General features: G+C 27.2%; 12 protein-coding genes. 7 read left to right on the top strand and 5 right to left on the bottom strand.

The window, feature by feature from the left end; genetic code table 11:
* Positions 1-9: 9 nt before the first annotated feature.
* Positions 10-1383, bottom strand: a complete 1374-nt coding sequence (locus tag I1A51_RS09160) for a sigma-54-dependent transcriptional regulator (protein WP_196893221.1) — start codon at positions 1381-1383, stop codon at positions 10-12.
* A 234-nt stretch (positions 1384-1617) separates the two neighbouring features.
* Here I1A51_RS09160 and I1A51_RS09155 point away from each other — a divergent pair, with 234 nt between their 5' ends.
* From I1A51_RS09155 to I1A51_RS09140, 4 genes are all read left to right on the top strand, one after another.
* The gene (locus I1A51_RS09155) at positions 1618-2865 is read left to right on the top strand and encodes an efflux RND transporter periplasmic adaptor subunit (protein ID WP_196893220.1); all 1248 of its coding nucleotides are present in this window, start codon (positions 1618-1620) and stop codon (positions 2863-2865) included.
* Positions 2866-2919: 54 nt separating this feature from the next.
* The gene (locus I1A51_RS09150; protein ID WP_196893219.1) at positions 2920-3621 is read left to right on the top strand and encodes an ABC transporter ATP-binding protein; all 702 of its coding nucleotides are present in this window, start codon (positions 2920-2922) and stop codon (positions 3619-3621) included.
* A 161-nt stretch (positions 3622-3782) separates the two neighbouring features.
* Positions 3783-6188, top strand: a complete 2406-nt coding sequence (locus tag I1A51_RS09145; RefSeq protein ID WP_196893217.1) for an ABC transporter permease — start codon at positions 3783-3785, stop codon at positions 6186-6188.
* A gap of 2 nt (positions 6189-6190) precedes the next feature.
* Positions 6191-8602: an ABC transporter permease gene (locus I1A51_RS09140; protein ID WP_196893216.1), complete on the top strand. Its 2412-nt coding sequence runs from the start codon at positions 6191-6193 to the stop codon at positions 8600-8602.
* Between the two features lie 203 nt (positions 8603-8805).
* Here I1A51_RS09140 and I1A51_RS09135 read toward each other — a convergent pair whose 3' ends face one another.
* Positions 8806-9774, bottom strand: coding sequence for a M23 family metallopeptidase (locus tag I1A51_RS09135; protein WP_231374003.1), 969 nt, complete (start codon positions 9772-9774; stop codon positions 8806-8808).
* A gap of 370 nt (positions 9775-10144) precedes the next feature.
* Here I1A51_RS09135 and I1A51_RS09130 point away from each other — a divergent pair, with 370 nt between their 5' ends.
* Entirely contained in the window at positions 10145-11494 is a 1350-nt protein-coding gene (locus tag I1A51_RS09130) for a DEAD/DEAH box helicase (protein ID WP_231374002.1), read from the top strand.
* Between the two features lie 53 nt (positions 11495-11547).
* Here I1A51_RS09130 and I1A51_RS09125 read toward each other — a convergent pair whose 3' ends face one another.
* Positions 11548-12165, bottom strand: coding sequence for a porin family protein (locus I1A51_RS09125; RefSeq protein WP_196893215.1), 618 nt, complete (start codon positions 12163-12165; stop codon positions 11548-11550).
* Positions 12166-12450: 285 nt separating this feature from the next.
* Here I1A51_RS09125 and I1A51_RS09120 point away from each other — a divergent pair, with 285 nt between their 5' ends.
* Positions 12451-13359, top strand: a complete 909-nt coding sequence (locus I1A51_RS09120; protein WP_196893214.1) for a hypothetical protein — start codon at positions 12451-12453, stop codon at positions 13357-13359.
* A gap of 13 nt (positions 13360-13372) precedes the next feature.
* Positions 13373-14122 carry a hypothetical protein gene (locus I1A51_RS09115; protein ID WP_196893213.1) on the top strand — a complete coding sequence of 250 codons (750 nt, stop codon included), beginning with the start codon at positions 13373-13375 and terminating at the stop codon, positions 14120-14122.
* Positions 14123-14173: 51 nt separating this feature from the next.
* On the opposite strand, the gene I1A51_RS09110 is transcribed toward I1A51_RS09115, so the two are convergent.
* Together I1A51_RS09110 and I1A51_RS09105 are read right to left on the bottom strand one after the other, a co-directional pair.
* The gene (locus I1A51_RS09110) at positions 14174-14338 is read right to left on the bottom strand and encodes a hypothetical protein (protein WP_196893212.1); all 165 of its coding nucleotides are present in this window, start codon (positions 14336-14338) and stop codon (positions 14174-14176) included.
* Positions 14339-14357: 19 nt separating this feature from the next.
* Positions 14358-15227: a substrate-binding domain-containing protein gene (locus tag I1A51_RS09105; RefSeq protein WP_196893211.1), complete on the bottom strand. Its 870-nt coding sequence runs from the start codon at positions 15225-15227 to the stop codon at positions 14358-14360.
* Positions 15228-15277: the final 50 nt, after the last annotated feature.

The following is a 15277-nucleotide window of genomic DNA, read 5'->3' as shown; positions in this document are numbered from 1 at the left end:
TTTTAGATTTTACAAATCATATTTCTCCATTCTTCGATACAAAGCTGCTCTAGTTAAACCTAATTCTTTTGCAGCTTTACTAATATTTCCTTGATGTTTTTGAATCGCAATAGAAATTAATTGTTTTTCTGTTTGTGCTAAATTCAAATTCTCTTGATTGGAAGATTTAATTTGTTTTGTTTTTGAAAACTGTAAATCATCAACCTCAATTTCTTCTCCCTCTGCAATAATCACAGCTCGTTCTATTATATGTTCTAATTCACGAATATTTCCTGGCCAATGATAAGAAATTAAAGCATTTTCTGCTTTTTCTGAAATTCTAGAAAATTGTTTTTTATACTTTCGAATATTTTTCTGAAAAAAATGATATGCTAAAACCAAAATATCTTCTTTTCGCTCTTTTAATGTCGGTAGATTTATTTCAATCGTATTAATCCTAAAAAGCAAATCTTGTCGAAATGTATTTTCCGAAACCATTTCATAAATATTTGCATTTGTTGCGCAAATCACTCGAACATCAATTGCTCTTTCCACTCCTTCACCTAATCTTGTAATCTTTCGATTTTGTAAAACAGTCAATAATTTCGATTGTAAATGCAATGGTAAATTTCCAATTTCATCTAAGAATATCGTTCCTCCTTTCGCTAATTCAAATCTTCCAATCGTATCTTTTTGCGCATTTGTAAAAGCTCCTTTTACATATCCAAATAATTCACTTTCAAACAAATTTTCATTTAAAGCTCCTAAATCAACATGAATAAAAGGTTGTTCTTTTCTTTCACTATTTAAATGAATTTCCTTAGCAAACACATATTTTCCAGTTCCATTTTCTCCAAGAATTAAAATATTTGCATCTGTTGGTGCTGCTTTTTGTAAAAGTTTCATCGCATTTTTCATCGAAGCAGATTTCCCTAAAATCAATTCTGTTTTTTGCTGAAATTCTTGATTTTTTTGTTCTTGAATTGTAGTAAATTGCTTGTTTTTTCGCTTAGATCTTGCTAAATCAACACCAGCATTTACAATACTATATAACTTTTCTTGATTCCAAGGTTTTAAAATAAAATCTGTCGCTCCTTGTTTAATTGCTTCTACAGCTAAATTGATACTTCCAAAAGCAGTCATTAATAAAACTGTTGTTTCTGGACTTATCTTTTTCACTTCCTTCAACCAATACATTCCTTCTTTTCCATCTTCAAATCCTCTTCTGTAATTCATATCCATCAAAACAACATCAATCGTATTTTCATTTAAAAGATGTATAATTTTCTTTGGATTATTTGTAGTCAGAATATTAGAAAAATTCTTTCGTAAACTGATTTTTGCCGAAAACAGAATATCATCATCGTCATCAACAATAAGAATGGTTGTTTCTTTTTTTCTCATACTACATAGATACAAGATTGTATGAAAACGAACAAAAAAGTGTGCGTTTTCGAACAGTTGATTTTATATTCACTTTCACAAACCATTGAAAAACAAGAGATTTTATATTTATTTTTTTAATGGTACACTTCTCGTAAATCATACCATAGTAACAAAATATATAATGAGTACACTTTACAAAAGTGCGATAAATTTTAACTCTACCTCTGAAGAAGAACATAAAAAGAAATAAAAATGGACAAAGTCATCACAAAAAAGAAAACGTTTTTTAAATCCACCAAATTTTTCATTTTAAGTGGTTGTCTTTTAGTGATTGTTTTAGTGGCTTTTAGTTTTAGTCATAAAAAGCAAGTGAATTTAGAAAAAAGTCAATTATTAATTAAAGAAGTAAAATTTGATGAATTTGAAGATGTCGTTTTATTAAATTCTACAGTTGTTCCAAAAAAGTCGATTTTAATCAATGTAATTAATAATGGTTCTATTGCGGAAATATTTGTTGAAAATGGTGATTTTGTAAAAAAAGGGCAACCTTTGGTTCGTATTTACAATCCTGAATCCGAACTTGATTATTTGACACAGGAAACTGCCATGGTTGAACAAATCAATAATCTAAGAAATATTTTAGTTAATGTTAAAAATCAAGAATTACGATTAAATGAACAACTTTTAAGCATTAAAAACGATTATAAAAATGCAAAACGTCAATACGATTTAGATTCTGTTTTATACAAAAAAGGAATTATTTCTAGAAATGATTTTGAGATTTCACAACAAGCATATCATTATCAAAGTAGCAGAAATAAAGCAATTCGAAAAAGTGTTCAACAGGAAAAAATCGATAGGAATATACAGATAAATGGAATTAATAATTCTTTAGCTTCTATGCATAAAAGTTTAGATTTTTTAAAAGGGAATAAAGAAAATTTCACGATAAAATCGCCAATTGACGGACTTCTTTCTTCTTTTAATCCAGAACTTGGACAAGCTTTTCAAAAAGGAGAATTATTAGGAAAAATCGATATGAATGATGGATATAAATTAGAAGCGCAAGTTGATGAATATTATATCTCAAAATTGGAATCAAATCTATTGGGAGAAGTTGTGATGAATTCTACAAAGATTCCAGTATATATTTCTAAAATTCATCCAGAAATTAAACAAGGAAAATTTGAAGTAGAATTGTTTTTTCAAAAAGATAGCATCACCGAAAATATTCGTCATGGAATGTCTTTAAAATCTAAAATCTTCCTTTCAGGAAATCAAAAATCTTTATTAATTCCTAAAGGAATGTTTTATCAAGATACACAAGGAAGTTGGATTTTTGTTTTAAATAAAAATGGTGTAGCAACAAAACGAAAAATCGAATTAGGAAGAGAAAATCCTTTTTATTATGAAGTCAAAAATGGACTAGAAAAAGGAGAAAAAGTAATTGTTTCAAGTTATGAGAATTTTAAAGAAATGGAACAATTAAATGTAAAATAGGTTTATTTAAAATTATAAAAAGAAAATTAAGTATTAATTATAAAAAAATTGAACATGTTAAGTATTAAAAATTTAAGCAAAATATATAGAACAGAGGAAGTAGAAACAACAGCTTTACACAATTTAGATATGGAAATTAAAAAAGGGGAATTTGTTTCGATTATGGGAACTTCTGGTTGTGGAAAATCCACTTTATTGAATATTGTTGGATTATTAGATTCTCCAGAGAAAGGAAGTTATAGTTTTGACGGGAAAGAGGTTGCAAATTTAAAAGAAAAAGAAAGATCAACAATTCGAAAAGCAAATATTGGATTTGTATTTCAGAATTTTAATTTGATTGACGAATTGTCTGTATATGAAAATGTAGAACTTCCTCTGATTTATAATAAAGTAAAACCAAATGAGCGAAAAAAACGAGTTACAGAAATTTTAGAACGAGTTGGAATTTCTCATAGAGCAAAGCATTACCCTTTACAACTTTCTGGAGGACAACAACAAAGAGTTGCTGTTGCAAGAGCTTTAGTTACGAATCCGAAATTGATTTTAGCAGATGAACCAACAGGAAACTTGGATAGTAAAAATGGAAATGAAGTGATGGAACTTTTTAGTGAATTACATGCGCAAGGAGCAACAATTGTAATGGTAACACATTCGGAATACGATGCTAAATTTTCAAGTAGAATTATAAAAATGAAAGATGGAGAAATTGTTTCAGAGCATAGTAATATTCAAAAATTAGATGTTTTAGTGCAATAGGCTTCGACTTCGCTCAGCCGTCGTGGAAGTTTTATAAAAAATAATAAAAATAGAATCGTATCTAGCTTCGACTTCGCTCAGCCACCACAGTAAATTCATCTTTATCATAAAATAAATCATCATCAAAAACTATTAATCAACTTCAAACTCTAAAATAAAAAATGCTAAAAATCTGGTTTAAAATATTCTATCGAAATAGTCGAAAAAATTGGCTACATACTATTATTAATCTACTCGGATTAACACTTGGTTTGGTTGGGTTTATTTTGGTTTCTACATATTATTTTACAGAAAAATCATACAATCAATGGAATCCTAATAAGGATAATATTTACAGAATTGTTCATCAAATGAAAGGAAATGAAGCTTGGGATACTTCTTCAGAAAAAGAAGGAGCCTATTTTTTAAGTGAAATTCCAGAAGTTGAATCTATTTATTACAATAATCATTGGTATCAATCATTAAAAATTAAAGTTGCAGAAAAAGATTTTTACACTAAAAAGATTACGTTAGGACAAAAGAACTTCTTTGAGTTTTTTCCATTTAAAATTGTAGAAGGAAGCATGGAAAAATTTTCAGAAGTAAAAAATCATGTTGCTATTTCTGAAGAGAAAGCAAAACTATTTTTTGGTGAAGAATCTGCGATTGGAAAAACAATTGAATTAGATGGTGTTTTATATAAAGTAGCTACAGTTTTTGAAAGAAATGATAAATCTTATTTCAATCCAAATATTATTCTTCAATATCAGAACGAATTAAATGGAGATTGGGGAAATTTCTCTAAAGTGTTGTTTTGTAAACTTAGTCCAAATGCAGATGTACAAACAGTCCAGCATAAAATGAATGCTATTTTTAAAAAATATCGTACAACAACACAAGCAAAATTAATTGGAATTACACCAGAAGAGTTTGAAGATAAATATGCGATGGATGTTTTATTAGAATCTTTATCTGATATTAGATTAAAAAATTATGTTGGTGATTCTGGACCAGAAGGTTCTGGAGATTATAAATTAATTATGATGCTTTTTGGACTTTCGATTGTTTTGATAATTATTTCTGTGGTAAATGTTATTAATCTTGCTGTGGCGAGTATTTTGGATCGAGCAAAAGAAGTTGGAATTAAAAAAACTCTTGGACTTTCGAACTTTCAAATTTTTATCCAATATGTTTTAGAAGTAATTATAAATTGTCTTTTTGCTTTTTTACTTTCTCTAATTATTGTAGAACTTCTTCTTCCATATTTTTCAGATTTTATGCGATTAGAAATGAACTTTCTTCCAAGTTCAGAAATTATAAAAATCGTTGGCACTACAATTTTATTAGCATTTTTAATTGCCTTAATTCCTGGAATATTTATGGTAAAATTCAAAAGTATTTATGTATTAAAAGGAAATATTGGTAAAACGAAAAAAGGAGTTCTTCTAAGAAATATTATGGTTGGAATTCAGTTTATTATTTCTGGATTTTTCTTAATCGGAACCATGGTAATTTATTCTCAAGTGAATTATTTATTAAACAAAGATGTTGGGTTTTCTGGAGAACAAGTTTTGGTTGTAATGTTAAATGAACAAAGTCCAAATCGCTATAAAAAATATGAATTATTAAAGAAAGAATTGATTAAACATCCAAATATTGAATTTATCACAAGTGCATTCAATGTGCCGAATATGGCGGGAAGCAGTTCCACGACTATAGAATACAAAGATGTTAGTGTACAATCTAATACAAATGCGATTGATTTTGGTTATTTCAATATGGTAAATTCTAAAATATTAAAAGGAAGATCTTTTGAGGAAAAATATGTTTCAGATACAATTGAACATGTGTTACTTAATGAAACTGCTGCTAGAAAATTAGGAATTTATGAAGATCCTATTGGGAAGAAAATCCAAATAGGATATAGAGATGAACCAATGGAAGTTATTGGGCTTGTAGAAGATTATCATGCAAGAGGTTTTAACTCAGAGATTAAACCAACTTTTATTTTACATTGGAAAACTGTAGACTGGATTAAGCAATTTAATTTTCATATCATTCAGTTTAAAATAAAAGAAGAAAATATTCAAGAAACAATCGCCTATATTGAAAATTATTGGCAAGAAAATATCGAACAAGGATATCCTTTTGTTCACGATTTTTTAGATAAAAGATTTGCTCGTTATTTTAAAAAATATCAAAAACAACAAACTTTATTTTTAATCCTATCTGGAGTTGTAATTTTGATTGCACTTCTAGGATTATACGCGCTATCAACTTTAACAATCAGGCAGAGATACAAAGAAATCGCAATTCGAAAAACACTCGGAGCTTCTGATAAAGAATTGATGAAATCTCTTCTAAATGTCTTTTTAAAAGTAGCTCTTATTGCAAGTATTATTGTAATTCCCCTGAGTTTTTACTTAATGCAATTATGGTTAGATAATTTTGCCTACAGAATTGAAATGCCAATCACACCTTTTGTTTTTACACCAATTATTTTGATTCTTCTAGTCTTGATTGTTGTTGGAGTAAAAGCTTATAATGCTACAAAAGTTGATATCACTCATTACTTAAAATACGAATAAAAATGCTAAAGATTTGGTTTAAATTATTTTGGAAACATCACCAAAAACGAAAGTTAAACACTTTTGTAAATTACTTAGGTTTAACTTTAGGTTTTACTGGATTGACATTAATGTTATTGTATTTAAATGAAGAAAAATCATACCATCAATGGCATCCAGAAAAAGAAAATATTTATAGAATTTTACATAAAAGTCATGCCGAAAACGAAATTTGGTCAACAGCAACTTTTATAGAAGGGCCTACTTTTAAAGAAGAAATTCCTGAAGTTGAAGATTATTTTTTGACACAAAACTATTACGAAAAAAGAATTGTAAAAAATCAAAATAAATCAATTTACAGTGAGAAAATTCTTCATTCACAATCCAATTTTTTCGATTTCTTTCCATATGAAATTATAAAAGGAAATTCGGAAAAACTGAAAGAAAGTAAAACGCATATTGCAATATCTGATGGTTTTGCGAAAAAAATATTTAAAACAACAGATGTAATCGGTAAAAATCTTTTTTATGATTCGGAAAACTATATTATCATATCTGTTTATAAAATTCCAGAAAAATCCTATTTCCAACCAGAAATGATTGTTCCATTACGAAACCTTGAAATTGACAATTGGGATTGGTTTTCTAAAACACTTTTTTGCAAATTCTCTGAAAATGCAGATTCAAAATTAGTTGCTGAAAAAATGAATCAAATTTTTAGTAATTATCGTTCCACTATTGGAGCAAAAGAAGAAGGATTATCTGTTGAAGAATATGAAGAAAAACTTGGAATGGCAATTATTGTCGAGCCTTTATCGGAATTACATTTAAACACAATTGCTGAAAATGCTGGACCAGAGAGGAAAGCAAATTATCAGATGATTATGATTCTTCTTGGTTTATCCATTTTATTATTGATTATCTCAGGATTAAATTTCATCAATTTGGCAACAGTAACTTTGACACAAAGAGCAAAAGAAATTGGAATCAAAAAATGTTTGGGAACTTCCCCTCTATCGTTAGCGAAATTCTATTTTTTAGAAGTATTAATTCTTACTTTATTTTCTTTGTTTTCTGGGTTTATTTTGATTGAAATTTTACTTCCATATTTTAATCAATTTATGGGAATTAATTTAGTTCTTTTTCATTGGAAAACATTAGTTCAAATTCTTTTAATAACTCTAGTTTTCACACTTTTTATCAGTGGAATTCCTTCTTTTTATTTTTATAAAATAGAAATGATTAAAGCATTAAAAGGAAATCAATTTAAAACTAAAAAAGGAAAAATTTTCAGACATTTTATTCTTGGAACACAGTTTTTAATCTCTGGTTTTTTCATCATAGGAATTCTTGTAATTCAAAAGCAAGTTGATTTTATGATGCACAAAGATTTAGGTTTTTCTGGAGATCAAATTTTAATTGTAGATTTTCATGAAGAAGAGAATACAATCAAAAAATTTGAATTAGCTAAAAAAGAATTGATAAAACATTCTTCTATTCATGAAATCAGCACAAATTCAGTTCCACCAGGAGGAGATTTTATAACATTCGCTTTAAATTATGAAGATCAAATTATCGATGCGAAAATTAATTTAGTCACAACTGATTATTTAGATATGTATAAAATTCCAGTTGTAAAAGGAAGAGATTTTAAAGAAAATATTGCTTCGGATACATTAAGAAATATCATCATTAATGAAGCTTTTGCAAAGCGATTGAATTTCTTAGAAGATCCAATTGGAAAAAAAGTGAGACTTGGAATTGAAACTGAAAAATTTGATGGTTGGGTTACAATTGTTGGAATGGTAAAAGATTATCATATTCTTGGATTTGATAATGAAATCAAACCGATGGTTTTGACAAGTTTTAAAAATATTGAATGGTTTAGCAGTTTGATGAATTCAATACAGTTTAAAATTAGTTCTGAAAATATTCCTGAAACTATTTCTCATATTGAAACTTTTTGGAGGAATAATTATCAAAAAGAGTTTCCTTTTACTTATGAATTTGCAGATAAAAAATTTGCGAAAAGTTATGAGGAATACCAACAACAAATGACTTTATTTAAAATCTTATCTTTTTTAGTGATTTTAATTGCAACTCTTGGACTTTTTGCACTTTGTAGCTTAACAATTCAAGAAAGATATAAGGAAATTGCTATTCGAAAAACTCTAGGAGCTACAACAAAAGAAATGATGCTTCCTTTGATGCAAATATTTTTCAAAGTGGTTTTTATCTCAAGTATTTTAGTTTTTCCAATTGCTTTTTATTTGATGCAACTTTGGCTAGATAACTTTATTTATAGAATCCATATGCCAATTTTACCTTATGTATTAACACCTATTCTACTAACTTTTTTAGTTTTAATTGTTGTAGGAACAAAAGCATTTATCGCAACAAAAATTAAAACAACGCAATATTTAAAATATGAATAATCTGATTGAAATTTTAAAAGTTTTATCTAAATATATTTTTAGTGAAACTGTATATAACACACTCGTTTTCGTCTTTGAAACATTAAAAGAACTTTTTTTATAATTTGTATTAATTTAGATTTATAGTTTACGGAAATAACATTATAAATCAAAAAAGCCGAAGTTTAAAACTTCGGCTTTTCTATATCTTAAATTTAAATTCATTATTCAATCAAAACTAATTTTTGACCGATTCTTAATGTTTTATTTCTACTGATTTTATTCAATTTACAAATTTGAGTGATACTCATATTATTGCGATATGCAATTTTTGAAAGCGTATCTCCTCTTCTAATTCTATAAATTTTCTTCTGAATTTTACTAGCATTTTTAGCTTCTTCTTCAGAATTATGAACTGTAATTTTTGGTTTTCTTCTTGAAGAAAAATTTACTGGATTTGTATATTTTCTTGAAACCCAAAGATCTTGTGAACGAATTTCATTAGTATCTGAGAAATCAAATAAATACTCAGGATTAATTGGTTGTCCTTTATAACGAACCTCCAAATGTAAGTGACTTCCACGAGCATTTCCTGTAATTCCTCCAGTTCCTAAAACTTCTCCTTGTTTTACTTCTTGATTTTCTTTTACCAATTGTTTAGTCAAATGTGCATAAACAGTTTCCAATCCATTATCATGGCGAACAACCACAGTTCTACCATGACCTCCATGCCATTTTACGTAACGTACTTTTCCTGGTAAAATCGCTCGAACAGAATCTCCTTTTACTAAATCAATGTCAATTCCATTGTGCGCTCTTCCTTTTCTCCAACCAAATCTAGAGGTTACAACTTTATCTTTATCTATTGGCGAAGAATAATTTAAAGTATCAAATTCAAGGTGAAAAGGTTCTTTTATAGTTTTTCTGTCATAAGCAAAGAACTGTTTGTTTGTCCAGTTTTCATTTAAAAAAGCCATTTTCTTTGCTAAAATTGCAGCCTCTTTTGCTTTTTTAGCAGCTTCAATTTTTTCAAGCTCGATTCTAGCTTCTTCAATTGCTTTGTTAAACTTTTTTTGTTCTGTGTTATAACTTTTAAATTTAGTCGAATATATAAATTGTTGTGCTTCAACTTTGAAGCTTATGGATATCAATGTGGCGAATAAAACGATGTTAAAAAATTTCTTAAAAGACATTTTTGTACTTATTAATTGAACATAACCTTTAAAACTATAGGGGTTTTAAAATATTGTGCATATATAAGTATAAATGTGCTTAGAATCCCAGTTTTTATGTTAAAATTTTTATAATATTTTCTGAATTATTTTGAATTATTTTTAAATATTATATTTTATAATAACACATTTAATAAAAATACCTATAAATACTTAAATACTACATATTAAAATTAAATATTTTTTGAATTATATTAAATAATAAAATTGTTAAAAGTTATTCCATTTTTTTAAGATTTATTTTATGAAATAGTTATTTAATTCAAAAATTTTCGACTAATCAAGATTAGGTTATGTATCTTTGCAAATTCAATTTTTAGAAATTAGAATTATGACTGGAGAAATAACTTTTGATGATTTAAACTTAAGCACATCTTTAAAAAATGCGTTGCATGATATGGGTATAACTCGCCCGACTACGATTCAAGCAAAAGTATTTTCTGAAGTGATGTCAGGAAAAGATATTGTAGGAATTGCACAAACAGGAACAGGAAAAACTTTTGCATATTTATTACCAAGTTTAAGACAATGGAAATTCTCAAAAGGTACTGCTCCACAAATTTTAATTGTTGTTCCAACAAGAGAATTGGTAAATCAGGTTGTAGAAGAAGTTGAAAAACTTACGGAATACATGAATGTTGTTGTTCGTGGAGTGTATGGTGGAACAAATATTCGAACACAGAAAGATATTGTTGTTCAAGGTTTAGATGTTTTAGTAGCAACTCCAGGAAGATTGATTGATTTATCACTTGATGGTGTTTTAAAATTGAAAGAAATTAAAAAATTCATTATTGATGAAGTTGATGAAATGTTAAACTTAGGTTTTCGTCATCAATTGATTCAAATTTTTGATCTTTTACCAAAGCGTAGACAAAACTTGATGTTTTCTGCAACTTTAACAGAAGATGTGGAAATTTTAATTAAAGATTTTTTCAATGATCCGAAAAAAGTTGAAGCTGCACCTTCTGGAACTCCTTTAGAGAAAATTCAGCAATCAAAATATTTTCTTCCAAATTTTTACACAAAAATAAACTTAATCAAGTATTTAATTTCACAAGATGAAACCATGCAAAAAGTATTGGTTTTCGCTGGAAATAAGAAAATCGCGGATGCTATTTATGAAGAATTTGAAGATGATTTTGAAGATAAAATTGGTGTAATTCATTCAAATAAATCACAAAACAACCGTTTTCATTCAGTGAATAATTTCAAAGATGGAACTTATCAATTATTAATTGCAACAGATGTTGTCGCAAGAGGAATTGATGTAGAAAATGTAAGTCATGTTATCAATTTTGATTTACCAGATTCACCAGAAAATTACATGCATAGAATTGGTAGAACGGGTCGTGCAGATAAAGATGGAAATGCAATTGCTTTAGTTTCTGAAGGGGAAATGGAAAATTTGAAGAATATTGAAGAATTAATGAATATTGAAATTTCTAAAAAAGAATTACCAGAAGATTTAGAGATTTCGACAAATTTAGCTCCAATTGAAATTCCAAGAGAAGAAATTCCAGAATTAAGAATTAAAATTCCAAAAAGAGAAGATGTTGGTCCAGCTTTTCATGAGAAAAAAGAAAAGAATAAAAAAGTAAACATCAAGAAAAGAAAAGCAGATGTAATGCGTGAAAAGTATAAAAAACCAAAAACAAGAGGTCAAAAAAGAAAACGTAGATAAACAAAAAACTCCTGAAAAAATCAGGAGTTTTTTTTATGATCTTAAATAAATTTTTATTTGTTGAATTTATAGAAAACTCCAATTGAAAAAGTTGCTGTTTTCTCAGAAAAACTCTCACCATCAACATCTTCAGCAATAGAAGATAATCCTAGAGCGTATCTAGCATTAAATCCTAAACCGCTTTCTAATTCATATCCAGCTCCAAAGTTTAATCCGAAATTAATTGATTTATAACCATCCTTAATTTCTACTCCACTAATTTCAGATTCTCCATCAAAACTTGCTCCTAATAAGAAACCTATTTGTGGTCCAGCTTCTACATTTAACCCATCTGTAATATAATATTTAGCCATTCCAGCTACGTTTAAATATGATAAATTTAAAGGTTTATCTTCTGTAGTGATTGATGCTCCATCAACAGTTAATGTTTCAAGATTATATCCTTCTAAAGAATATACTAATTCTGGTTGAATAGAGAATTTATCTGAAATTTTGATATCTGCAAGACCTCCAACATAGAATCCTAATTTTGCAGAATTATTTTTAATATCTCCTGATGCATTTGAAAAGTTAATTCCTGCTTTTGCACCGAATTCAACTTCTTGAGCGTTTGAGTTAGCTGAGAAAAATAATGCAGTTGCACAAGCAATAGAAGTAATTAATTTTTTCATGATTTTATTAAATTTTAAATTTGATTTTCAATACAAATCAACAAAATTTTATTGAATTTTCCATACATCATATTTCTAGAAAGCAGTAAAATTTAAAAAAAATATTAAGTATTTTTTAATAAAATTTCAAAATAGATATTTTATTCATATAAATACATATATAAATTTACATTTTATGTAACACTGAAAATAGAGAGTTAATTATTTAATAAAAATAAGAAAATAGTGTTTTATAAATACAGTATTTTCAATTTTCTCTATATTTGATTAACAAAAATGAAAAAAATGAAAAAAAAGAATATTACTTTACTTTTTGGAGGAATTTTCCTTCTCATCGTATTTACACAAGTTTCTCCTACTTTCCTTAATTTTTTTAAAATGTTTGGAAATAATCAAACAAAATTAAATGAAAATAAAGCAGCCTATGAATTAGGCGAAATTTCTGAGTCAACATATAATACTGTTAGTGTTGCTTTGGGTAGTGCAAATATAAATTTCATGCAATATGGCATCATGATTGGAATTTTTATTTTGACTGGAATTGCTTATTTATTAGCTTATTTTTATACAAAAAAGAAAAAAAAGCGACTTCAGAATAAAATACAGCAATTTCAATTTGATCATCCACCTTTGGATTATCATCATAATAATTTAATTGATTTTACACCAATTTCATCAGGAACAACAAGTAATTCTTATACAGCAAAACTAGATTTTAAAAAATCAAATTATGTGTTTGTTCGAGGAACATATCTTATTAAATTTATGTATGTTGCTATGTTTATTTTAGGATTAAATTCTCTTATTTTTAGTTATTACAAACATTATGTTGTCAGAGGAAATCCTATTACAATTGGAAGTATATTCTCCGAATTCTTTACTTCTGGTGGAATTTTTATGATTATTGCTGTTGCAATTTTTCTTTTTATAAATCCGACAGGAATATTTGATTTAAAAAATCAGCGATTTATAAGTCTGAATACTGTGAATTTATCGGAAATTCAAGGATTACAAATCGTTCCTAAATTAGTTAGTACAAGAAAATCAGGAATGTATAAATGTTATGAATTAAATATCGTTTTAAATAATGGAGAGAGAGCAAATGTAATGCAACATGGAGATGAAATAATGATGTTACATGATGCGTTTAAATTAAAAAATAAACTTAATCTTCCACTTTGGAAAGCAGAATAATATTAGATTTAAAATGATATATTTTCAAATATTGTTTTTGTCTTTTTCATTTCTTAATTTTTTAGAAGGGAAAGACATTGAAGGCTTAGAAAAAACTGTTGCTATTGGAATTGTTATTACTTTTGTTTTTTTCTTTTTAATCAATTCTATTTTATTAAAAAGAAAAAAACACAGATTAAAACATTTATTAAATCAATATACATTTGATAAAATTCCAACAGAAAACCATTTAGATACTAATCCAATTGCTATTGGAAAAAGTAATACATATACAATAAAACTAGATTTTAAAAATCGTAATAAAATAATTACTCGTGGAACATATGTCTTAAAGACTTTATATTTAACTATTTTCTTTATCGGTGTGAATTCTTTATTTTTTGGTTACTATGAATATTTTATAGTCAAAGAAAATCCTTTTTCTATTGGAAATGCTCTTCTAAAGTTTGTTTTCACTGGAGGTTTACTTATGATGGCAGGAATCCTTGTTTATTTGTTTCTAACTCCTTCAAAAAAATTTGATTTAAACAAAAGAAGTCTAATAGGAAACAGAAAAATTAATTTTTCGGAAATTCAAGGATTACAAATCGTCCCAAAATTAGATGTAAGAAAATCAGGAATGTATAAATGTTATGAATTAAATGTCGTTTTAAAAGACGGAAAAAGAATGAATATAATGCAACATGGAGATAAGGAAATGATGTTACATGATGCATTTAAGTTGAAAAATAAACTAAATCTTCCACTTTGGAAGAAAGAATAAAAAAATCCACATTTTTATGTGGATTTTTTAATGTCTTCATATTAAAATATGTTACTCGGCTTCTGCAACCACAGTATCAGTTTCTTCAAGTTGTTTTTCCAATTTGTGAATTTCTTGTTTAGAGGCTAATCCACAGCTTTTTGGAGATGATTTACAAGAGATTAATGATGATGAAAAAGCAAAGCCAACTGCTAATAAAAAAATAATTTTTTTCATGTTCGATAGTTTTTCCGTATCAAAGATATAATAAATTAGTGAAATCTGAAAATTTTAACTCTTTATCTATAACGTTGTATTCTAGTAATTGTGATATAATTTTATCAAAATCTTTTTTATTTAACATTTCTCCTTGATTCCATCTAGTTAATTCTAACCACTTTAAAATATCCTCAAGTTTCTGTTCATACCTTTCAGAAAACATTTTTGCATATTTCTGCTTGTTTTCAGAAGTGTCAAAATTTTGTGTTTTTTGATTAATTATTCTTAAAATAGATTTGATTTCTTCTTCATTTGTACGTAAAACTTCCTCACGCACAGCAATTACGAAACAAGGCCATGGTGTCGGACAATCTCCTACTCTTTTAAAAATTCCATTATCAACTAAAGGTTTAGTAGTAAAATGTTCCCACATAAAATAGTCTGCTTTTCCAGTTGTTAAAGCATCTATTCCTCCTTGTAAATTTCCAACAATTTCAAATGATAAATTATCTGTTTCCCAATTATGTTTTTTAGCGTTTACTTTAGCCATTAATTGCGAACCAGAGCCAATTCTACTAATTGCAGCTTTTTTTCCTTTTAAATCATCAATCGTTTCAAAAGAAGCATTTGCAGCCGTGTGAATTCCCCAAATTAAAGGAGAATCAATATAAGTTTGTACAATTTTAGAAGGATTTCCCTGAGAAATATCTTTTATAATTCCTTCTGTTAAAATAATTGCGATGTCAATTTCTCCATTTCTTAATGCTTGATTCATCGCTCCTGTTCCTCCTGGAAAATCTTTCCAAATAAGATTTATGTTTTCTTTTTCAAAAAGCTTTTCTTCAAGAGCTAAATGCCAAGGAAGATTAAAATGTTCGGGAACACCTCCTATATGTATTGTTTTCATCTGATAAAATTATAGTCAAAAATAAAAAAGCTTTCTAAAAAGAAAGCTTT

Origin of the sequence: Aureivirga marina, from assembly GCF_015767265.1 — a bacterium.
Lineage (GTDB): Bacteria > Bacteroidota > Bacteroidia > Flavobacteriales > Flavobacteriaceae > Aureivirga > Aureivirga marina.
This window is presented reverse-complemented; position numbering and strand designations above follow the sequence as displayed.